General features: G+C 38.6%; 18 protein-coding genes and 1 pseudogene. 8 read left to right on the plus strand and 11 right to left on the minus strand.

Annotation, left to right across the window (positions count from 1 at the left end; genetic code table 11):
• Positions 1 to 85 precede the first annotated feature (85 nt).
• The 4 genes from htpX to ND812_RS17835 form a co-directional block, all read right to left on the minus strand.
• Entirely contained in the window at positions 86 to 976 is an 891-nt protein-coding gene (gene htpX, locus ND812_RS17820; protein ID WP_265359510.1) for a protease HtpX, read from the minus strand.
• 86 nt (positions 977 to 1,062) lie between these two features.
• Complete coding sequence (locus ND812_RS17825) at positions 1,063 to 2,679, minus strand: NCS2 family permease (protein ID WP_265376678.1); 1,617 nt, start codon at positions 2,677 to 2,679, stop codon at positions 1,063 to 1,065.
• Positions 2,676 to 3,134, minus strand: a complete 459-nt coding sequence (locus ND812_RS17830; protein WP_238761434.1) for a ClpXP protease specificity-enhancing factor SspB — start codon at positions 3,132 to 3,134, stop codon at positions 2,676 to 2,678. The genes ND812_RS17825 and ND812_RS17830 overlap by 4 nt, the downstream gene beginning before the upstream one ends.
• A complete protein-coding gene (locus tag ND812_RS17835) occupies positions 3,131 to 5,014 on the minus strand; it encodes a polysaccharide biosynthesis protein (RefSeq protein WP_265376679.1) in 1,884 nt (627 codons plus the stop codon). The genes ND812_RS17830 and ND812_RS17835 overlap by 4 nt, the downstream gene beginning before the upstream one ends.
• Positions 5,015 to 5,097: 83 nt before the next feature.
• Between ND812_RS17835 and ND812_RS17840 the strand changes: the two genes are divergently transcribed.
• Positions 5,098 to 5,583 carry a hypothetical protein gene (locus ND812_RS17840; protein ID WP_265376680.1) on the plus strand — a complete coding sequence of 162 codons (486 nt, stop codon included), beginning with the start codon at positions 5,098 to 5,100 and terminating at the stop codon, positions 5,581 to 5,583.
• Here the strand turns inward: ND812_RS17840 and hrpB are convergent.
• Entirely contained in the window at positions 5,565 to 8,030 is a 2,466-nt protein-coding gene (hrpB, locus tag ND812_RS17845) for an ATP-dependent helicase HrpB (RefSeq protein ID WP_265376681.1), read from the minus strand. The genes ND812_RS17840 and hrpB overlap by 19 nt on opposite strands.
• 121 nt (positions 8,031 to 8,151) lie before the next feature.
• Between hrpB and ND812_RS17850 the strand changes: the two genes are divergently transcribed.
• On the plus strand, positions 8,152 to 9,018 hold the full coding sequence (locus ND812_RS17850) for a bifunctional helix-turn-helix domain-containing protein/methylated-DNA--[protein]-cysteine S-methyltransferase (protein ID WP_265376682.1): 867 nt from the start codon (positions 8,152 to 8,154) through the stop codon (positions 9,016 to 9,018).
• Here the strand turns inward: ND812_RS17850 and ND812_RS18465 are convergent.
• Positions 9,015 to 9,770: pseudogene (locus tag ND812_RS18465) on the minus strand (lysoplasmalogenase family protein). The gene ND812_RS17850 and the pseudogene ND812_RS18465 sit on opposite strands and share 4 nt — an antisense overlap.
• Before the next feature lie 284 nt (positions 9,771 to 10,054).
• Here ND812_RS18465 and ND812_RS17865 point away from each other — a divergent pair.
• From ND812_RS17865 to ND812_RS17885, 5 genes are all read left to right on the plus strand, one after another.
• Positions 10,055 to 11,557, plus strand: a complete 1,503-nt coding sequence (locus ND812_RS17865; protein WP_265376685.1) for a choice-of-anchor D domain-containing protein — start codon at positions 10,055 to 10,057, stop codon at positions 11,555 to 11,557.
• Positions 11,558 to 11,589: 32 nt separating this feature from the next.
• On the plus strand, positions 11,590 to 13,626 hold the full coding sequence (locus ND812_RS17870) for a S8 family serine peptidase (protein ID WP_265376686.1): 2,037 nt from the start codon (positions 11,590 to 11,592) through the stop codon (positions 13,624 to 13,626).
• Positions 13,627 to 13,687: 61 nt separating this feature from the next.
• Entirely contained in the window at positions 13,688 to 13,987 is a 300-nt protein-coding gene (locus ND812_RS17875; RefSeq protein WP_265376687.1) for a hypothetical protein, read from the plus strand.
• 18 nt (positions 13,988 to 14,005) lie between these two features.
• A complete protein-coding gene (locus ND812_RS17880; protein ID WP_265376688.1) occupies positions 14,006 to 14,284 on the plus strand; it encodes a hypothetical protein in 279 nt (92 codons plus the stop codon).
• A gap of 305 nt (positions 14,285 to 14,589) precedes the next feature.
• Positions 14,590 to 15,918 (plus strand): integrase catalytic domain-containing protein, encoded by a 1,329-nt coding sequence (locus ND812_RS17885; protein WP_265376698.1) that lies wholly within the window; start codon positions 14,590 to 14,592, stop codon positions 15,916 to 15,918.
• Positions 15,919 to 16,164: 246 nt separating this feature from the next.
• On the opposite strand, the gene ND812_RS17890 is transcribed toward ND812_RS17885, so the two are convergent.
• The 5 genes from ND812_RS17890 to sthA all read right to left on the minus strand — a co-directional run bounded on the left by ND812_RS17890 (position 16,165) and on the right by sthA (position 20,567).
• Positions 16,165 to 16,557 carry a TIGR04452 family lipoprotein gene (locus tag ND812_RS17890; protein ID WP_265376689.1) on the minus strand — a complete coding sequence of 131 codons (393 nt, stop codon included), beginning with the start codon at positions 16,555 to 16,557 and terminating at the stop codon, positions 16,165 to 16,167.
• Between the two features lie 307 nt (positions 16,558 to 16,864).
• Entirely contained in the window at positions 16,865 to 17,416 is a 552-nt protein-coding gene (locus ND812_RS17895; protein WP_265376690.1) for a hypothetical protein, read from the minus strand.
• 80 nt (positions 17,417 to 17,496) lie between these two features.
• Positions 17,497 to 18,537, minus strand: coding sequence for a FecR family protein (locus tag ND812_RS17900; RefSeq protein WP_265376691.1), 1,041 nt, complete (start codon positions 18,535 to 18,537; stop codon positions 17,497 to 17,499).
• 5 nt (positions 18,538 to 18,542) lie between these two features.
• Entirely contained in the window at positions 18,543 to 19,040 is a 498-nt protein-coding gene (locus ND812_RS17905) for an RNA polymerase sigma factor (protein ID WP_108961105.1), read from the minus strand.
• 123 nt (positions 19,041 to 19,163) lie between these two features.
• The gene (gene sthA / locus ND812_RS17910; RefSeq protein ID WP_265376692.1) at positions 19,164 to 20,567 is read right to left on the minus strand and encodes a Si-specific NAD(P)(+) transhydrogenase; all 1,404 of its coding nucleotides are present in this window, start codon (positions 20,565 to 20,567) and stop codon (positions 19,164 to 19,166) included.
• A 177-nt stretch (positions 20,568 to 20,744) separates the two neighbouring features.
• Here sthA and ND812_RS17915 point away from each other — a divergent pair.
• The coding region (locus tag ND812_RS17915) for an adenylate/guanylate cyclase domain-containing protein (protein ID WP_322113710.1) at positions 20,745 to 23,097 on the plus strand (2,353 nt) is incomplete at its 3' end.

Consider the following 23,097-nt stretch of genomic DNA (forward strand, 5'->3'; position numbering starts at 1 on the left):
GAAACCAAAGATGTCAAGGGTCTTGCAATAAAAAAAGGTCGGCAATTGCCGACCTTTCGAATTGTTTTTAAACTTTTGGAAATGATTATCTCATTTGTTTGAGAGCAAGGATTCGATCTTCCAATGCCGGGTGAGTGGCAAAAAGAGATAAGAATCCTCCTTTCTTAGAAGATATTTTAAAGGAAGCGATTGCTTCTCCTCTTGGGTCTTCTGGCATCTCCACCATTTGTCTAAGGGATTCGAGAGCTGAAATCATCGACTCTCTTCCCGCAAGTTTAGCACCACCTGCATCTGCTCGGAATTCTCTTTGGCGAGAGAAATAAGCAACTGCCATAGATCCTAAGATTGAGAAAACAATGTCAAGAGCGATGGTCACAACAATTCTGACAATGTGAGCCATTTCTTCTTTCACTGCATTGGACGCTACGTAAGCAATGATACGAGAGATGAACATTGCAAAAGAGTTCACAACACCTTGGATCAGAGTTAAGGTCACCATATCTCCGTTTGCTACGTGAGACAATTCATGTGCAAGCACACCTTCTAACTCTTGTGTGTTCATTCGATTGAGTAGTCCAGTGGAAACGGCAACAAGGGCACTTGATTTACTAGGTCCAGTAGCAAACGCATTTACTTCTGGAGATTCGTAAATTCCCACTTCTGGCATGGGAAGGTGGGCACGTTGTGCTAAAGACTGCACTCGACGATACACGTCCATTTCATGAGCAGAAGCTTGTTTTGGGTCGATGACTTTGACACCCATCGTCCATTTCGCCATCATTTTGGAAAGTAAGAGCGAAATAAAAGACCCCGCCATACCCCACATTAAACAGAATACAATGAGTTGTGTTAGATCCAAACCATAGGCACGGATGCTAAATCCCATCGAACCCAAAAGGGTAGTCACGATGGAGATTGTTGTCATAATCAAAATATTGGTTAACAGGAAAAAACCGATTCGTTTGATCCAAGTCATAGGAAATTGTTCTCCTTACGGTTCTAAACTAGAACCTACATATTAGACTGAAACTTTACGTCTCTTGCCAAAAGATTACAAGCAATTTAATGTTCTGAATTTTCGCCTTTTTCTTTGGAACCAAGGAACTGTATGAATAAAAATAAGGTCGCAAGAGAAATATAGGCAATCGGGAAGTCCCAAGATGCAATTTCTGTAAACCGATTGAAAATGGCATTCCCTTTCAGTTCGTAGGCATGGATCCAACCAAACATTGACAAACAAGCGGCAATGACTGCCCATAAACTTGCTTTTAGCCATTCTCTTTCCAAAATAAAGACTACCATTGCTGCCCAAATCATGGATGTGATGAGAAATCCTTGTGAAAGGGAAAGGATCCCAGAGAGAGCATAGGGTAGGAAAGTTAAGTGAGGTGGAATATCAGAAAGCGAAAAATGATATGTTTGTTTTGCACCTAACTCTTGCAAGATTCCTTGAAGTTTCCCATCTAAAAATAAAAAAACATTCTGGATGATCAGAACCGCCCAACCAGCAAACGCTGGTAATAAACCGACAACAACAGCAGGGGAATGGTGTTTGGGAATTGCTTGGAAGGCTTGGCTTGTGATGATGATCCCAATCCAAAGAACGATTGCCATTCCCGCTTCCACAGGAATTAAGGCTTGTATTAAACCCATAAGACCAAAGAGACTCACAATCGTCATGAATACACCAGATAACATGGAATAACTATGTTTTGCACCTAACGCTTTCCATCCTGGATGGCCGATATAAATCGTAGTTGGGAAAGGTGAACCAAATGCGGTTCCAGCGAGTGTACCAATTCCATTTACGAGTAGGGAAGTTTTTGTATCAAAACTATCACCTGAAGCTTCCGCAGATTCGATGTTTTGTAAGGAACCAATCACATTGAAGATTCCCATGGGTAGTATGATGGAAAAGTATGCTTGTAAATTTGAATAGGTTAGAGTTTCAAATAAGGAAGATAACGACAATTGAGGGAAATAAAAGCCCAATGTTGCCAATCCGTTTTGGATCCCACCTTCTTTGTAAATTGGATCTCCCCAAAAACCAGAAAGATAAGACAAAAGTACACCAACAAGAATTGATAAAAACCCACCAGGAATGCCAAATGGGAATCGTACTTTCCCAAAATATTGAAGTAGGATAATTCCAAGAGGGATAAAGGCGATCATGGGCCTTTCAAATGTTCGCAGTAAAAAGTCCATTGAAATAAAGGTTAGAGCAATGCCTGCTAAAGCAGAAAGTAAAGCTGCCCGAGGAGTATATTTCCTAATTTTTGCAGCAATAAAAGATCCAAATACTTCAATGAGACCCGAGGCAAAAGAAACTAATAAGCCAGCTTTCCAGGCTTCCTTATAGTCACCTGTCGCTTGGTAGGTGGGGAACATGACAAAAAATATAAATGCAAATAGAGAAACCGTATTGATTCCGTATGGAATCGCAGTTACATCCTTACGGTTTGTCCTTTGTCCCAATTTCCAAGCTTGCCATGCATAAAAAACATTCCCAATGAGTAAGGAAATCGCCGCACCAGGTAACACAACAGAGGTGATAAATGGCAAAGGAAATCCGCAGACACCCATACATAAGGCTGAGAGAACAAGAAGTTGGATGAGATTGTCGACCATAAGACCAAAAAATCCATCTAGGTCACCGCGTGTGATGGTAAAAAAATTCATTCGTTTCGTTTGCCTCCAAAATCAACTCGAATGACATTCCCGTCGCCAGTGACTTCTGGTTTTTGGGATTTTGGTTTGGATAATGATTCTTCAGGGTTTGTGTTTGTTTCGATTTGTAAAAACCGAAGTTGGGTAGCAGAATTTTGGAATTTGTCGTAAATACGAAATACTGCATCCCAAGGGATCATGGTTGGTTCCCAAGTGGAACCAAATTGTAATTCCGCAAATAAATAATCTGGTTTACTATCCAATACTTTTACTGCTTTGTCACCAAACACAAGTACAATGCCAGATTCTTTTTCAGCATTGAGAAGTCCACGTTTCCCAATTTCCAATTTTGGATGAGGCATTACATGGAGATAAAATACTCCAAAACGTTCCCAGTATAAATTGAATAAATCTCTTTTGAACTCACGTAATGTTGTGATTTCTTCCTGCGTGAGGTTTTGGCTCATAAATTCCTTTTACCGTGTGAAGTTTCCCATTCGATGTATTCATCGTGGATTTTATATTCTGGAATGATGTCTTTTAATCCTGCAAAAATTTCCCTATTTTTATTGGCTTTTGCTAGGGAAAATAAACGATTCAGTTTATTTTGAAAGAGTAATAAATTATAATGATCAAGTGGAGCAGCAATACGAATTTTAGGGTGATGGGTTTTTTTGATCCCTTCAGCATTTAACAGAAGTTCTTCGTATAATTTTTCCCCAGGTCTAAGCCCAGAAAATTCAATATTAATATCTTTATAAGGTGTGTAACCAGAGAGGCGAATCATCTCTTCAGCAAGTGATAAGATCCGAACCGGTTCACCCATATCGAGTAAAAAGATCTCCCCATGTTCGCCCATACTCCCTGCTTGTAACACAAGTTGTGTGGCTTCTGGGATTGTCATAAAGTATCGGATCACTTCTGGGTGAGTCACTGTCACAGGCCCACCGCGTTTGATTTGTTCTCTGAATCTAGGAATTACACTTCCATTGGAACCTAAAACATTCCCAAATCGAACTGTAATGAATTTGGTTCTAGAATTTTGAGAGATATGCTGTAGGTAAATTTCAGCAGCTCGTTTTGTGGCACCCATCACATTGACAGGGTTTACAGCTTTGTCTGTGGAAATGAGAACGAAACGTTCCACTCCTATTAGCCGACAAACATCCGCTACGTTTTTTGTGCCCATCACATTATTGAGAATTGCTTCCGAAGGATTAATCTCCATCATGGGAACATGTTTGTAGGCCGCTGAGTGGAAAACTACAGAAGGTCTATGTTCTTCAAAAACAGCCGAGATTCTCGATAAATTTTTTACATCAGCTATGACTGGTCGAATGTCAATATTCAATTCAGAAAAGTTTTTCCGAAGTTCATAGTCGATCTCGTATAACGGTGTTTCAGCGGCATCTAAAATAACGAGCACACTTGGTTTAAATAGAGCTACTTGGCGGCAGATTTCAGATCCAATGGAACCACCAGCTCCCGTTACGAGAATGACTTTTTTTTCCAAGTAAGAACGGATAGATTCAATTTCTAAATCAACAGTAGGTCTACCAAGTAAATCTTCAACTTGTACTTCACGAAGTTGTGTGATATTGGGTTTCTCTGCAAGGTATTCGCCAAATGTAGGTAAGATTTTAAATTCAACACCCGCACCTTCACATTCTTTCATCAGTTTGCTCACAACACGTCCATCAGGTTGTGGAACTGTCATTATGACTTTTTGGATCGCATAACGATTCAATACTTTTCCAATCTCTTCGGTTGATCCGAGAATGGGAATCCCTTGGATGTAACCACCTTTTTTGGAAACGTTATCATCCAAAAATCCGATAGGGAAATAATCTAAGTCTACGTTTCGCCTAATTTCAGTTAAAAAAGAGCTTCCTAATTTCCCCGCACCTACGAGGAGAATGGGAGTACCTTTCCTGGTTTTGTCAGGACTAAAAATTTGTTCCCTGATCATCCTCCAACTCAAACTTCGTAGGCACAAAAATCCTAAGAGGATGAGGGTATCGAGAATGGGAACCATTCGTGATAATTGGTAAAATCGATTATAAAAGAGGAGGGCTAATGTAGAAACTAAGGAAGAAAGGATAGTCGCTTTGATGATGGCCAAAAGATCGTGTAACGAAGCATAGGACCACAAAGAACGATAGATCCCTGAAAATAGAAAAACAATACTTCTCGTAACAACGACGATCGTGGCGCAGACCCAAAAATCCGGGTAATTGCCTAGAAACCCAATATTTTCAAATCGCACCAGGTGTGCGAGAAAATAGGACAAAAACATAAAGAGAATGTCTACAGGAAAAACCCAGTATCGTCTTGGGATTGATTTCATATCTGATAAATAAAGGTATTTGGAACAAAATTCCTTGTAAATACAGAATCTGTTCCGAAGAATAGAAAAGAGGAAAAACCTGTTTGAAATCACTTCTTTTCCGCCTTGCGGGGATTTTTTCCGCAGAAATTGGCTCGGAACTTTATTTAAAACTAAAGGAAGAAACTCTTTCGCCTTCACTTTTTTGCCTTGATTTTACAGACGTCACAGAGGTGACGGAAGTAGGTTGGGAATTTTTGAGGAAAATGGCGGAGAGATGCAGAGAAACCGGTTCAAAACTAGCAGGCTTTGGATTAAAATCGGAAATCCCCTCTGAACAAAATGCAATCTTTTCGTTTTTCAAAGAAGAAGCAGAATGTATCCATCATCTAGAATCATTTTATATAGGGGATACTCCCGCAAACGAACTCACTCCGAAGCCACCACAAGAAGGGAAAACCATTCACTGCCCTGAGTGCCAAACTTTACTAAGGTTTAAACAAATGGGTGATCACCTTTGTCCCAACTGCCAATCGAAATTTTTTGTAAACCAAAAAGGTTGGGTTTCAACTTACGAACGTTTGTTGTGATTTAGATGTTTTGTAGGAATCGCTTCCCAAGGTTTGTCTGGCCAAGGGTGTTTTGGGTAACGTCCTTTTAGTTCTTTTTTTACTTCATGATAACTGTTATTCCAAAAACTTTCTAGGTCTTTTGTAATTTGAACTGGCCTTCTTGCGGGTGAGAGTAAATGGACTAGAATTTTTACTTTTCCATTTGCCAAATTTGGCAAGGATTTAAGGCCAAATAACTCTTGTAATTTGACATGTAATTCAGGTTCATTGCCATGGTATTGTATGGGTAACATAGAACCAGATGGAACTTGAATCGATGTCGGTGCTTCTTTCTGGATGATCGATTGGTTTTCATATCCTACATATGATTTTAATGCTTCTAAAAATGGAAGATTCGTTAAAGGAAACTTTTGTGTTTCAAAATTTAGAAATGGAAACAACCAATCTTTTACTGTTGATTTCAAATGGTCTAAGGAAACATTAACACCTAACACATTATTTTTGACCAAAAATTGAACTCGATGGAAATAATTGATAAGTTCTTCTCTTTTTTTCCATTCGTACTCCCAATCCAAACTGGATAAATATTCTAAGAGTGCATTTTGAATGGCTGAAGGATTTGGTTTTGTCAGTTCTTTCGAATCCAAAATCAGATCCCCAATTTTTCTCTCTTCTTTCACAATTAAAAAAGATTCATCCCTTTGGTTTGTTCTAATTTCAGGGCTTTGTACGATTTCAATGAGTTCGTTTAGACTTTCCTCGATTAGTTCAAGGGAAATGGGGAGGTAATGTGTGATGTACAAAGTGGAACCAAACGAAATTGTATCGAGTGCAAGTATGTATTCGGGTAAGTGGAGTAAGTTTGTATTAAAAGTACCAATTTTACCATTGGAGAGTTTGTATTCTTTCCCCTCTTTTTCTTTTCGTTTGCCAATCCGATCTGGGAATCCTTTGCAAAAATAATAGTCTCTGTGTCTGTTATTTTCCTTTAGCGGATACGCATTTTTCCCTTTAAAAATGCTTAAAATTTGATCATATACGAGTTTCATTTCTTGTGAGAATGAACTCTGCGAAATGGATTTCGGAAATTCCTTTGTTTCCGTACCAGTGGATTCCTTACCCAGAATCGATACAATGTCTGCTATGATTGTTTCGTTTTCTTTTGGCAACCGAGAGATCACACATCCTAATCGAATGGGAAGAGGGTACGATAATGTTTCTTTCCCTAAATCGGTTAGTTGGTTTTTTTTATCCAAACAACCTAATAATTCTAAACGTGCCATAGATAATGCCAGTGAACCTTTGTTTGGTGGATCAAGAAAGGGAAGAGAATTAATCTCTTCACCAAATGATTTGATTTCCAAAACCAAACGGTCTAGATCTCCTTCTAAGATTTCTGGTTTAGTACGATCAAAAAAGTTTGTTTCCTCTTCTTTTGACCAAAGTTTATAAACGAATCCTTTCCCTTCCCGCGATGCACGTCCGGCTCTTTGTTTCGCACTACTAAGACTAATTCGGTCTCGGACCAAGTGTGTGATTCCGGATTCTGGATCAAAAATAGAATGTTTAAAATAACCTGAATCAAATACGACTCGGACACCAGGAATCGTTACAGAGGATTCTGCAATATTTGTGGATAAGATGATTTTCTTTTTGCCTCGAGAGTCTGGTAAAAAGATTTTTTCTTGGTCAGATAAATTCATATCGCCAAACAAAGGAAGAACGATAGAGTTCTGTTTGATTGATTGGTTTAACTCAAGTTGGAATTTTAAATCTAAAATTTCTTTTTTCCCCGATAAAAAAACCAAAATATCACCTGATGTTTGTTCGACTGCCTTAGGTATTAAGTCGACGAATCGTTGTAGAAGATTTTTTTGAGATTCGCCCATATAGAAAATTTCTAATGGATATGTTACAGTTGAAACTTCGATCGGGGGATTTGTAATCCCAAGGTTAACAAAGTTTTGTCCTTCCAAAGTAGCAGACATGATGAGAATTTTTAAATCACTTCGAAAGATTTCTTGGGTTTTTCTAGCCAATGCAAAACAAAGATCTGATTCTAATCTTCTTTCATGGAATTCATCAAAGATAAGCAACCCATAGTCTGAAAGTTCTGGATCAGACAGTAGATATTTTGTTAAAATCCCATCAGTAACAAACTCGATTTTTGTATCCCGATTGATTTTAGAATCAAAACGGACACGGTATCCAACGGTTTCTCCCACTGGTTCTCCAATGGTTTGGCTGATCCGTTTTGCTGCATTTTTTGCTGCAATCCTTCTTGGTTCGAGGATACAAATTTTTTTACCTGCAGTTAAATTGAATTTTAACAGTTCCAAAGGAAGGGCAGTTGTTTTACCAGAACCAGGTGGTGCATCCAAAATTGTGACAGGATTTTTTTGGATAGAATCAACTATCTTTTGTAAGGCGGATAATACAGGGAATGTTTCGGAGTTGGGATTCACGGTTTTCTTAGTTTAAAAAAATACTTCCAAGACCCTTAAAAAATGCAAACAAATTGTATTTTTTTGGGAAAATCACAAGAATCGGGTTTCCGAATCGAAACCAATTGAGTAAACTTTCATTGTGGAATCGCAAAGAAAACATTACCAACTCATTCAAAACGTAATTGAATATTTGATACAAAATTTTGAATCCCATCCCAGTTTAGATTCATTGGCTCAAATTGCCAAATTAAGTCCCTCACATTTCCAAAAACTGTTCTTAGAGTATGTTGGAGTCTCACCCAAACAATTTTTATCTTCAATAACATTAACGCACGCTAAACGAATCATCCAAAAAACTTCAATATTAGATACAACGTATCGTTTGGGTTTATCTGGTACAGGAAGATTACACGATTTATTTATCAAATTAGAAGGGATGACACCTGGAGAATTTAAATCGTTTGGAGAAGGGGTACATTTATACTATGAGTTTTTCCCTACCATTTTAGGGGAAATGGTTGTTGTCTCTTCTGAGAAATCAATTCAGAGTTTACAGTTTTTACAACGGGGAATGGACAAAGAAGAAAGTTTGTCCGCAATCAAAGTGAGTTTCCCAAATGCAATTTGGAAAGGAGAGACAAGAGAATTACACAATCCAGTGAAAGAATTTTTACAAACGTTTACCGTGCCAAAATCACCCATCCATCTCTCTGTGTTAGGAACACCCTTCCAAATAAAAGTATGGCAGTCACTTCTTTCGATACCTTCTGGAGATACTTCCACTTATGGAGAAATTGCTGAATCCATTGGCCAAAAAAATGCACATCGTGCAGTGGGTACCGCCATTGGAAAAAATCCAATCGCAGTACTCATTCCATGCCACCGAGTCATACAATCTTCTGGTTTATTTGGCGGTTACCGGTGGGACCCCAAACGCAAACAAACATTACTTATGTGGGAGAAGGCAACATACTCTCATAAAATGGATACAGAACATTCTATTTAATGGGCTAGAAGTCTCGTATGGGAAACAAGAAAAAAACCAACAAGTAAAAAACACTGAGCAATTAGATAGGTAATCCATGGAACTTGAAACTCCCATTTTGGATGCCTTGTACCATTGATTGTTGTTTCACCCATCACTGCATCAGAGAGAAGGAAAAAGCCAGCTCCAATCCCCAGATAAATCCAAACACCACCATACAATAAGTAGGCGTTAATACATAAGGATACAAAAAAACACAAAATGATTCCGTAAATAAATGCAGAGGCCATCACCCATTTGGAGCGATTCGGATTGTACACTCTAAAAAAGAAAATCAAAGCAGGCAAAATGATAAAAAGTAAACTGATGATGAAAGGTCGCGTACTAGAATATAATTCTTCCCAAGTGATCAATTGGCGTATGGCCGATATAAAAAAGATTTGAGCAATGGCAAAACTAAAGATGCCACCTAAAACAGGATCTTTCATATATTTTTTAGCCATAGGGAATTGTAAATTGAACTAATCACCTAGCATAGAAAAGGCGATTGCAATGACTGGAAAAGCAAAACGCGAATGACCCAATTGGAATAATAACCAAGCAAAAACATTCACTTGGAAAGAGAATCCTAAATAAACCCCTCGGGAAATCTCTAAACGTTTTTCTGGGTTCGATTCATCGCTAAGGGTGATCCAATGGATACAAAAAGCGGAAACGATGGCAAAAGGAATGGCTGTGAGGATGAAGTAATATACCATACTGGATATTACCATGATTCTCTAAAAAAAGCAAACCTTAGATCGGTTAGTAGCGGTAATCTTTACAAAATTTGTTACATTTCGGAGACAAAACATTTTTTAAATCAGAAGAAACCTTGTTAGGTGTGATTCTGTTTCTTTTTTCAATAAAAAAATGAAATCAAACCAGAATTAACGTTCTATAAAGGACCTTGCACCGTTTTTAACGGTTTGTAAACCCGTTAGTAATGTAGACTCTACTTGCGAATCTTTGTTAGGGATATCAAAGTGGTCGAAAATCAAAGTTTTGGTCCTAACACATGCAAAAAAAGTACATTCTAATTCCATTATTCTCTATTTTTACATTTATATCTTGCCCTGGGGCCGGCGGAGGAGGCGGAGGGGGAGCCGCATTTGCTCTGTTAGGACTAGGTGGTGGGGGAACGGATGTCGGAGCACCGAAGTTAGAAGTTACCTATTCAGGAGTTGTCAGGGAAAGTGGGTCAAGTATCAGTTTGGGTACTGAACCTATCAATACTACGAATGGAAAATTGGCGACACTCACGATTCAAAACAAAGGGACAACTTCACTTACTTTACCAGGATCACCAATAGTCACAATCAGTGGAACCGATAGTTCTCACTTCCAATTGACGCAACCGAACCAAACAACTCTTGCTCCCAATGCTTCTGTAACCTTTAGTTTGCGTTTTAAACCAACTTCTGAAGGACTTAAAACCGCCATTGTAAAGTTATCCACTTCCGATCCAGCACTTTCTGCTTTCCAACTCACATTCACAGGGACAGGAGGAGCTGCTGCAGCAAAGTTGGCACTTTCTCAAGGAGCAACTGAGATTGTAAGCAATGGAAGTTTTAGTATGGGGAGTGTAGAAGAGCAGTCTTCTGGAACACCGATCCAATTCACTATCACTAACGCAGGGAGTCTGTCAACGACTTTAGGAACTCCAGTAGTGGAGAGTTCTAATGCACAGTTTACTGTTTCTGCAGTTTCTGCTACGAATGGATCAACTTTAACACAAGATGGAACGTTTACATTTAATGTAACGTTTTCGCCAGCGAATACAACTCCAACGTCAAAATCAGCGACGATTACTGTTAACGCAACACCATCCAATTTTATATTTACGGTGAACGGAACAGCAACAGAAAAACCAGTTCCAACCATTGCAATTTCACATAACTCTAGTTCTTACACTACTGGTGGGACACTTCCAACGTTTGGAGCAATTTGGCCAGGAAATACAGCTTCTCAGAAACAAATAACGATCACAAATAATGGAACCGCTACACTCACAGGGCTTGCGGTGAATGAATTCGGAACTAATATCGACCAGTTTACTACAAGTTCAGTTGGCTCTTCCACTCTCACTCCAGGACAAAGTACAACGTTTACGGTCAATTTTGCGCCTACAGCAACAGGTGCAAAAACTGCAATTGCAAGAGTTACCAGTACAAACGGGAACAACGGTTCTGCATCCTCGGCAGATATTAATCTGGAGGGAACAGGTAAGTCTGGTGCAGAAGTGCTAATCGCATGGACAGCTGCTAAAGAAAAAGCACCAAATGATACCGATGGCGGATATAAGGTATGTTATAGTAAATCAACTGGTTTTGATCCTGCAAGTGTGAACGGTTCGACAATATTCTGCGATAACGTGCCTTACACGGGAGGAACGACTCCAACAAGTAAAACGGTAACCGTCAATTCTGCGGGTACTTGGTATTTTAAAGTATATGCATTCGGGAAATATAAAACTACCGGTGGGGCACCATCGACACAAGTATCAGCCGTTGTACCGTAATCTATAAATTTGAATTGTAAGGAAAAAATGAAATGAAAACATACTCAATACAAAAATCTACGAAAGCTATTATTGCAATATTTTTACTTGGTTCAACCGTTCTTGTATCGAATCCAAATGATTCAGATCCTGTTTGGGACCATCTCAGGACTAAGACAATTTTAACAACTGATCCTAAAGATTATAAAAAAGCGAAACCTAAATATTCACCTGATGAAATAGTTATCAAGTTTAAACAGGAAATACCCAATGCCGAGTTAGGAATCAAAACGAAAGCATTGGGATTACAGGTAAATCATATTAGTCCAAGGGCGCACTTTACGTCGGCATTTATTTCAGAAGGAGATACTGTTGAACAGGCTGTTGTCAGAATTAAAAAAGATCCCAACGTCGAATATGCCGAACCAAAATACTACTACTATGCACAAGCTACAGCACCAAACGATACTGATTTTGGTAAACTTTGGGGTTTAAATAACACGAATCAAACGATCAGTACTCCTTCTTATACTACGAACAACCCTCCTGGTGAAGCTGCAATCGGAAAAGATATGAAAGTTCTAGGTGCTTGGGATGTCACTTCCAACTGCAGTTCCATTATCGTCGCTGTGCTTGATACTGGTATCAACTATAACCATGAAGATCTAGCAGCAAATATGTGGGATGGTTCCACAAGTTGTAAAGATAAGGATGGGGCAAATATTGTTGGAGGTTGTCCTAATCATGGTTGGGACTTTGCTTCCGGAGACAATGACCCGAAAGATGAGGAAGGACATGGTAGTCACGTAGCTGGGACCATTGGTGCGGTCGGTAATAATAGTAAAGGAATATCTGGAGTTTGCCAATCTGCGAAACTTATGTCTGTTCGTGTATTAGGGATTGGTGGGGGAACTAACACAACCGTTGCCGATGGAATTTACTTTGCAGTTCAAAATGGTGCTTCAGTAATCAATATGAGTTTAGGAGGGGATAGTGATAGTTCTGCTATTAATGATGCGATCGAATTTGCTAGAACTCGAGATGTACTTGTTGTTGTTGCTGCTGGAAATGAGACAAGGAACTTAAATACTGGTGCATCCTATCCATGTAAAAATACAAATACAAACTTGATTTGTATTGCGGCACTGGATCAAAATTATGCTCTAGCAAATTTTTCCAATTATGATACCACAACTACAGCAAGTAATCGGGCTGTAGACTTTGGAGCACCAGGCACTAATATATACAGTATTTTTGGTTCAGAATTAAAGTCGGACGAAGCTACCAATAGCCATACAGGTTGGACTGTAACCGGAACTGGTGGTGTTAATAATTATACATGGGTAAATCGTAATTGTTCAGGGTTTAACATTTTAACAATACCGAATGACTGTACTTTATATAATTGGGCATTGACTAGCACAACTGTTTATGCAACCGAACTAGATCCAAACATGGGCATTGGGACTTATAAAACCTTTACTTTACCTACTGGAGCAACTAACATTACAGTTTCTCATCAAGTAATTGTTGAAGCTAAACGAGATGCTTCGAATGTTAGTTGTACTGATTATGGAACCGCAATGTATCGCCCCGGGAACACTGATCCATTCTTAGGGTCTTTTTTAAGTTTTAAAAATCAGGTAAGACCAACTGATATCCCATTCTCAATTTTCTGTGAAAAATCTGGGCAACCCTTTATAAGTTATTATGAAACTGATTTTTTGACTAACTGTCTTGGGAATACTCAATGTACAATCGGTTATAGATATTATTCTAATAACGATGCGACAACTTGGGGTGGGATGTTCGTAAGAGGTCTCTATTTTTATGCTTGGGCACCTTCCAACAATAGTTATGGGCTTTACGATGGAACTTCCATGGCGACACCAAACGTAGCAGGAGTGGCAGCACTTATCAGAGCCTATAACCCACAATTAAACTTTACTGAAGTTATCCAAAAATTAATTGATGGAGGAACAGCAACTCCATCAATTTCTTCCAATACAAAGTACGGCAAATCAATTAATGCCGAAGATTCCGTGAAACATCTCAATCAGGTGACGGGTGTTACAGCAACAGTTCAATAAACTTTTACTCTATATTCTTCTCATCCCTTACGTTTCATGTGCGCAAGGGGTGAAGGAAAGTATGCCAGAGCGTAAAAAACCAATTCTAACAAATATACCAATGAAACCAATCGCACATCGCGGTGACTACATTGTTGGTACAGAAAAAGAGTTATCTACGGAAGAATGGAAACAACTTCTCCAGGGATTCGGTAATTACCAGTTGGAACTCCAGATTAAAATTAAACCTGCTTATAGAATCCAGTTCGAATTGGATCCTGGATTAGAAAAATTAAAAATGGAACTCAAACAAAATTCTTCCATTCGGTATGTGGAAACAAATGCCATCCTCGAGAAAAAAAATTCTACCTCAAATCCATAAATTTGTCTAAATAACAACGTGATCATTCGACAAACTTTCCTCGTTTTAGTTTTACTTTTCTTAGTCCAATGTACGAAGACCAGTGAGTCTTACGAAAAGTGTGAACGTGCAGATTTAGATTATTTAGCTTGTTCACTCGTGATTTACCAATCGTATACGTATTGTTCAGAATCCGCTTCCACAGTTACAGGCAGTAGCGAAACAAAAGCATCTGCTAAATTCCGATGTGATGCAGAAAGGTTGGTAGGTTCCTATCTTTGCGAAGACTTAAAGAAAAAAGCCTGCGGTATAAAATAATAATCAATTTGCCTTTTAATTAAAGCTCAGCTATGCAAAATCTGAAGTTATTCAATGTTGCGGTTATCCCTGTGCATTTGGATCAGAGTGTTCTGAATAATCATTGGGGTTTCCATAAAAATCTTGATCTATCTCTGTTTGCCTCAATCTTTTATGCATCAGGTAATGTCCGTTATGCGACATAAGATTCATTATGGGAAGTAACTCACTGCATCACGTAATAATCTACTCGAAACACTAGTCGTTGCATCATCTTAAAATCTACTCCAAATTAGATAAGGAAACGATTCACTCATGTGCAGGTGATGTCCATGAAGCAATCGAAGATGGTGCGTTCTATGTTGGTTCAAGTGTTCAAAGAGAAATACCTTTGGGCTTCGAAAAAAGAAAAAAGCCTGATACTCGATCAGTTCGTTGAAGCTACTGGATTCAATCGGTCTTATGCCAGAACAGTCCTTAGAAAGAAAAAAGACAATGTTATCAAACTGAGACCAAGAAAGAAGCGGCAATCCAACTATGATGATGACGTCAGATTCTATTTAGAGAAGATCTGGGAGATCCTGGATCGAATTTGTGGGAAAAGACTCGTGATGGCGATGCCAGATGTCTTAGCCAAACTCGAACAGTTCAAAGTATTTAAAATTGATAAAATAACCAAAGGCAAACTTCTCTCCATCAGTTCTGCTTCTGTGGATCGCTTATTAAAACCTGCCAGGAAAAAACTTGGTCGCAAAGGCACTTCTACAACGAAACAACCTAAATACCTCATTGATCGGATCCCAATCAAAACGTTTGGCGAATGGAAAAGTTCTCTACCTGGTTTTGTCCAAATCGATCTGGTAGCCCATAATGGTGGGAACGTATTTGGAGGATTTTATTCAACGCTTGCAGCAACAGATGTTTGTACGGGATGGACTGTTTGTATATTGGTGAAGGATAAAACTCAATTCCAGATGCTAAAAGCATTAATAAAACTGAAAAAAATATTACCCTTCCCACTTTTGGGAATCCATTCCGATAACGGAGCTGAATTTATTAATCAAACAATCCTTACGTATGCAGAAAGAAACGATATCCAATTCACTCGTGGAAGACCTTACAAAAAGAATGATAACCCACATATAGAACAAAAGAATTACAGTGTTGTAAGGAGGAATACTGGATATTTGCGTATTGAAAATCAAATCCAGGCAGATATTGTCAGGTCGCTCTATCAAGATTTGAATACTTACAATAATTACTTTTTACCAGTGATGATTCTGAAGGAGAAACATAGGATTGGTTCAAAAGCAATACGAAAGTATGACGAAGCAAAATCACCTTACCGAAGGATTCTGGCCAGAAAAGATATTTCGAAAACGATAAAAGCTTCTATGAAAAAGACTTATGAGAAGTTGAATATTTTTGAATTAAAGAATCAGATCAATCATTGGCAAAACGAATTTGTGAAGATTGCCGCCCCTATTCGTAACTCAATAGATAAAGTAAAAGTTAGAAGGAAGAAAGGAATCGTTCAAACAATTCCTAAATGGAGACGAGAAGTTAACTCAGATACAAAGAATCCATTCCTCGAGAGGCAACGTGTTGAAGAGATGAGACGAGCTGCAGAACAAGTTTGGGTAAAAAGAAAATAGCTTGGAATCTTTTAACTCTCTGTTATATTTGGAGTAGATTTTTATTTGATTCTACACTTAACATTTCGAGTAGATAAAACAAGATTCAATACGAGTAACATATTGCTTCATAATTCATAGTATCTCAAATCAGAATAATGCTTCAAAAGCACAAGTATTCTGAGTAGATTTGATTTATCCCTTTCAATCGAAACAGTGAACCAATGAAGGAATGTTGTTTCATTCCATTCATTGGACGAAGGACTCTTAAAAATCGAAAGTTTTCACTTCCTCAATTTTGCAGGAAAGTTCGACAGAGGCATAATTCGGAAGTGCTAATCCAAGAATATAAATATTCTTTACGCAAGCGTCCACACCATCGCGTTTATAATATTTATCGGGATTAATTTCTGCAAGAATCGGAATCAAGATACCATTGAGGAGCTCTGAAGACGCTGTAGCTCCCGATGAGTTTACTCCCAGTGATGCAAATTTGACTCCATCAATTCTTTTGGAAGCTTGGAGGAGTGCTTCCTTTGCGTCAGCCCCTAAGATATTTTCTTTATTGAGCTTAGCAAGTGTTGGTTGGTTGCAATTTGCCACTAAAGTCATCCCCAAAAGAATGATTCCTAAGATAATCGATTTTCCTGATTGTTTCATATCGGAGAAAGTGTATACGAATGTATGTAGTAAAGTCAATCGGAATCATGTGACGAATCGTATCCAATTTAGAAAATGAATTCAAATTGGCTTTGCAACATTGAAAGTTCTATCACACGATGAAATAGAGTCAGAATCAGTGATAAAGATGAACTTTTGTTTGTAATTTTTTTTAAAAGCGTTGGTTTGAATAGACGATTTGTTAGAATTCTGCTAGTGGTGGTTTTGGGAAAAAAGCCCACAAGGCCCTCCTCCACCACCCAATTCGGGGCGGGGGCCGCCCCGACCTTCATGTGACATAGAAATATTATGTAGATTTCTTGTTTTGGTCGTTCATCCTCTTTTGGATCACTTCATTCAAAACTTCCACTAACTCTTGGAATTCATCCCCTTTTCGAATCCGAATGGTTTCAATTGGGTCTCCAGAAGCCATCCTCTGTAAGGAACGTTTGATGCTAAACACAGGACCTGCCATTTTATGCGATTTGAAAATGGAGAAAACTGTGATTAACAATAAATATAAGACTGAAAGTGTCACTACTGCATCAAATTGGATGGTATATAAATTGAGTTGGTGGTCGTAATTGGGTAGATAAATTTCCCGAGGCACAAACTTTTCTTTGGCTTCTCCAGGTGCCGCATCTTCGTTTTCGACTTTCCAATACACGGTTTGTGCATCCTGACGAAGTCGGAACACAGCCCCACCATCATATTTGGATTGGTTCAACCAATATAAGAACAAAAGAGTGACAATCACCCCAGAAATAAATAGAAGAGAATAATGTGCTAAGAATTTTAATTGGAATTCTTTATCGATGAGATAACGAAATCGAAAGTTTTTTTTGTGATTCTCTTGCATAATTTCCTTTTGATGGTCTTACAGGTATTCGGTAGAGAGCCTTTCAGATAAAGGAAATCTTGTCAAAAAACTTATGATTTTTAACGGATTTTTTCGGTTTCGAGAATGTTTTTGATGGGGATTTCGATTTTTCCATCCATTCCTTGGAAGTGGAGATGGGTTTCCGATTGTCCTAAAATCACACCTCGGTATTCCGTTCCATCCTCTAAACGAACCAATTCTAAACGAGAATGTTCACGGTAAAGTAATGCCTCTTTGGCCAGTATGGATTGGGTATAAAAAGCTTTGAGTTCCTTGTCTTCTTTTGGACTCACTTGAGAAGCAATGATCGGGAACGACTCACCTTGCTTAACAACTGCTTGTTGCTTTGCATTTAGGATTAGATCACCAAAGGCGACAGATCCTTCTCTTACCGCTACCGTTTCCATAACACCATCGAAGGAAATACTAAAAATAGTCCCGCGAACTTGTGTAAGGTGCTCTCCTGCTTGGACAATAAACTCACTATCTTTCGAAAGTTTAGAAACAGATGCAAAAAGTTTCCCTTTTTTCACTGAGAACTTTTGTGAATAGGATCCCATATCGGATTTTTGTAATGACTGAACAATGACTTCCGATTGCGGATTGATTCGTAACCATGAACCAGTTTCAAACTGTAGGTCTACTTGGGATGCCAATTCCGTTGTTATAATATCTCCAGAAGTGATTTGGTACTTTTCAACCAACGGTACTTTTGTAACACTACCTGCTGGGAAAATAAAAACCTTCCCTTTAATTTGGGATACAGAAAGGGAAAGTGGAGAGAGAATCTCGCGTTTTTTTTCCATCACTGCCGAGGAAGAGACCTCGTTAGAAGTGGGATTCGGTTTGATGATAAAGGCAAAGAATATGGCTGCTGCGATGGCAAAACTAGACCCACCAACAAGTGTAAGCCCTGCTGGTTTCCGAAAAAAGGATAGGACTTTGTTTGGTCTAGAGGATGGTCCACTCCATTCTTGGCTAGGAGAACGTGTAGCCAAAGTTTCCCAATTTGGGAATTCCACCTGCTCCGTCACTTTGGATGGTTTTCGCAAAAGGGCTTCCAACGCTTCTATGTGTTTTTGGTCTTCTAATTCGCTCATTCGTTTTAATCTGGAACCAGATTTTCCCTTTTTGCTATGGCCAATACTTTCTCAGTGGCTTTGATGACAAGCCTAGAGGCGGTGGAAACTGAAACTCCTAAGATCTCGGCGATCTGGACAAGTTGGAATCCTTCAACGTTTTTGAGTAACAAAGCAGACCTTTCATCTTCCGAAAGTTCTCCCAGAAAAGAATACAACCGGTCTTCCAAATCTTGGTATTCCGCTTTTGTTTCTAATTTGGGATTGTGACTGTGGAATTCGATTTCATCAGAAGCAATTTCCCTAGAAGTGGAAAATTTTTTAGCATAATTAATGGATAAATTGCGAGCGATGGTGTACAAAACCATGATGGACTTCTCTTCCGAGAGACCAGCATTGCCATAATGTTTATGGAAACTTAAAAAGCTGTCTTGCATCAAATCCATGGCTGTGTCCGCGTTTTGAGTGTACTTATAAAGAAAGTCAAAAATTCGTTTATGACTTCTTTCGTAGATTTGACTCATGGAGACAGAATTGTCGGACACAATCTTGTATGTGTTCGTAAAACCGAGTCTCTGACAAGTAAAATCCCATTCCTCTCTGTAAAAGAAAACAATTGGGAGACCTCAGATTCTCAGAAACTCAGATTATTTTTCGCGCAAAAGGGCATCATTGGCAGCATTTTTATAGGCACCAATCATTGTTGGGTAATTGAAAATATGTTCGGTGAAATACTCAATTGGAGCTTTTAGGTTCACAACACATTGTCCAAGTGTTATGAGTTCTGTAGCTTTGTCTGAAATGATATGAACACCAAGAACCCGCCTCGATTGTTTATCGAATAGAATTTTGAGTAAACCAACTTGGTCTCCACTGATTTGAGCCCTAGTGATAGTATCAAATTTAGCAAGACCAACACCGTAGGAAACCCCTCGTTTTTTCAAAGCTTCTTCTGTAGGGCCTATGGTTGCAATTTCTGGTAGTGTATAAATTCCAATTGGGAATTCTTCTGCATCAACAGGAACTGATGGATGACCAAACATATGTTTTGCGACATAAGCACCTTGGTACATTGATACTGATGCTAAACTAGGAAATCCAATCACATCTCCACATGCGTAAATTGTGGGAACATTGGTTTGGTAATTCTCATTCACTTGGATTTGTTTTCTGTCATTTGGAATGATCCCTACAGATTCCAGTCCCAAATTATCAACATTTCCAAGCCTTCCTCGTGAAATTAGGACTTGGTTGACTCTTACCACCTCACCTTTGTTTGTTGTGAGTTCGAATCCTTCTTCATCGGAAATTTTTTTATAGTTGGTGATCGATGAATCAACATGGATTTGTATCCCTGCATTTTCCATGATCCGAGTCATTTCATTGGATATATCTTCATCTAAAAAACCTAGAATCCGATTTTGGGAATCAAATAGATGTACCTTGATTCCAATATGAGCAAAAATGGTAGCATACTCGGAACCAATGATACCAGCACCAATCACAGCCAAGGTACTCGGCATCTTTTTCATCGCAAACAAACCATCACTATCGTAAACTAATCCTTCTTCAAAAGGAATGTTCTCATTCAATGGCCTTCTTGGGCTACTGCCTGTTGCGATGAGAATGTTTTCTGTTTCGTAAACTTTTTTCCTTCCTGCCGAGTCCGTTACTTCGACCCGGTTTGGATCTATAATTTTTCCCCAACCCGTGAGTGTTGTGACTCGGTTTTGGATCATCTGTTCCCGGGTCACATCTTCTTCTTTTTCGATGACAGTGGAGGCTCGAAACATTAACTCTTGGAGGGTGAGTTGTGTTGTTTGTGGGGATTGTAATCCGTGTAGATTGGATAGTTTTAAGTTCCTGTAGAACCGGCTCGTTTCCTGGAGAGATTTAGAGGGAATTGTCCCCCAATGGACACAACCACCACCCAAATAAGGATCTTTTTCAATGATAGCAGCTTTTTTGCCGAGTTTGCTTGCTTGGATAGCAGCTTTTTGAGCGGCAGGACCGCCCCCGATAGCGATTAAATCAAATCGATTGATAGACATTGGATAAAAGAACGCTACCGAGAAAGTGAAAAATAGCAAGCAAAAATGCTGTTTGAATCGATTTGGGAAGGATTCGTTTGTTATCTTCACCTAACAAACTTAAAGTCGAAAGACAAAAAATCTTGCAATTGCATTTTGCCTTTTTATTCTTTTGTAGAGCCTATGGAATTTTTAAAAATGATTCAGTCGGGAATGTTATCCCTTTGGAAGATCCTATCGGAAGGGATTCGTGCAAAACTTGCTTGGTTTACAGGAACTCTGATTGCCTTAACCATTTTACTTTTGTCCATCATCACCGTCCGCCAACAAACAGCGATCCTTTCCGAAAGTTATGAAAAACAAGCCGCTGTTTCAAAAAACTTTATCGCAAGTCTTGTGATGGAGATTGAATCTATCTCCCAAAATTTAATTCGGATCGAAGAGTTCAAATCGCGAATTGAAAAACAGCAGGAAGAATTAAAAAAATACCAAACAGCAAAACTTGTTACCAAGAAAAAAACGGTTTCTGTTTTTGGATTCAAAACCAATTTATTTGGTTCCCTTGGTTCTTCTAAAGTTCTCAAGAAATTTGATACATTTTTTTCGGTCTACTTAACCAAAGATGATGTAACGTTGTTAGAAAGAGAAATTCGCCAACAGCTAAGAGAAGCATCCAATCGTAATATCAGCGAACGAGATTGGAATACGTTAGTCAATCTTGCGGCAGCCTATGTTAAAAATGAAGAAAAGTACTTAGATATCATCAAACAGCCTACTCCCGAAGAAAATGAAGCAAAATCAAAATGGGAACTCGATATCAAAAACATAAAAAAGGAAATCCGGAATCATAAATCCAAACTGGATCTGTTCATTGCAAAGTTTTATGCGGACTCCAAAAAAAGAAAATTAGAAGAATTAGGACTCGATACTAAATTATTCCGAATCCAAACATTCCCCATTTCAGCAATGATCCAAGGGGAAACATCCATTGCCTCATTTGACACTCAAATTATTGATAATACATCTCCCTTAGCGAAAATAGATCATTTTGACCAAATGGAAAGTAGTTTGGTAGATTCGTTTCAAAAACTCTCTGATGATATCACATCGGTTGAAGAAAACGAAAAACAGTATGTTTATGAGTGGAGAGAAAGAGAAATCCAAGCACTCCATTCTCCCCTATTCCGCCATCAAAACTCAACAAAACGTGCCTTTAATTTAATTGGAATCAAATCAAAATTAGGTGATTATCGAGAAGTGATCAAAGAAGATTACCGAATCACCAATGAACTTTCCCAACTCATCCCAAAATTAAGAGAAAGAATTCAATACTTAAAAAATGCAAAACCACCTATTCCACCTGCCAAAGACAAATTATTTACGAGTTATTATAAATCGTATAATGAACTAGTCTCAGATCGAGAAAAAATTTATGACGAAGTTTCATTGCGATATCCAATTTCCAAGGAATTAGAAGAAAAAATCGAGTCTTTACGAAGTTTACGTGATGTAACTTTAGAAGATTGGATACTCTTAAAGTTTAAAACAGATCCTTTAGAATATGAAAAATACTACCAAGACCCTGAAGCGAGAGCGGAACAACGGAATCGTTGGAAAGCCATTCGGAAATGGATCATCACTGCAGAACAAGAAACTCCCACAAAAGAACTAAAAAAGCTCTTCCCGGATGGAAGTTTTGGTCATTCCCGAAGTGAATCAGAAGAAATTATGTGGAAGTTAGATGGAACACATTTATTAGAAGCTGAGAATGTTCCGTTGATGGTGTTACGTGATAACTTTTCGGGACTCATACGAACGTTAGTGGATCGAACAGATGGGATCCGTGCCATCAAAGACAATCGAAACCAAATTGTATTCACTGCGATCACAATCTGTTTGGTTGCGATTTTATTCGCGATTTTTATCTCTGGGGTTGTCGTACAAAAAATACGAAAAATCATACGAAGTGCGGAAGATGTAGGCCAAGGGAATTTACACGTACATTTTGATGATGGTGGGAATGACGAATTTGGAAATCTTACAGTTGCCCTAAACCAAATGGTTTCAGGTCTCAAAGAAAGGGAAAAAATGCGAGGGGTTCTCGGAAGTATGGTGGACCCTGTTGTTGTGGGAGAAGCATTAAAGGATTTGGAAAAATTAAAACAAGGAAGTGAAAAAGTGATCACAGCTTTCTTCTCTGACATTGCAGGTTTTAGTACCATTTCTGAAAAACTAAATTCGAAGGAACTTGCTGACCTACTCAATGAATACCTTTCAGCTATGACACTTATCCTTAAACAACATGATGGAGTTTTAGATAAATACATTGGGGATGCCATCGTCGGAATATTTAATGCACCTCTTGATGTTGAGAATCATTGTTTAAAAGCAGTTTCTGCCAGTGTGGAAATGAGAGATAAGTTAGAAGGTCTCAAAAAAGAATGGATCAAAAATAATTCTTATATACCAGAAGCGCATGATATGAAATTCCGGATCGGGCTTAACATGGGTTATGCGAAAGTGGGATTCATGGGAACTGACGCTCTTGCTT

This window comes from Leptospira limi (assembly GCF_026151395.1).
In the GTDB taxonomy this organism is placed as follows: domain Bacteria; phylum Spirochaetota; class Leptospiria; order Leptospirales; family Leptospiraceae; genus Leptospira_A; species Leptospira_A limi.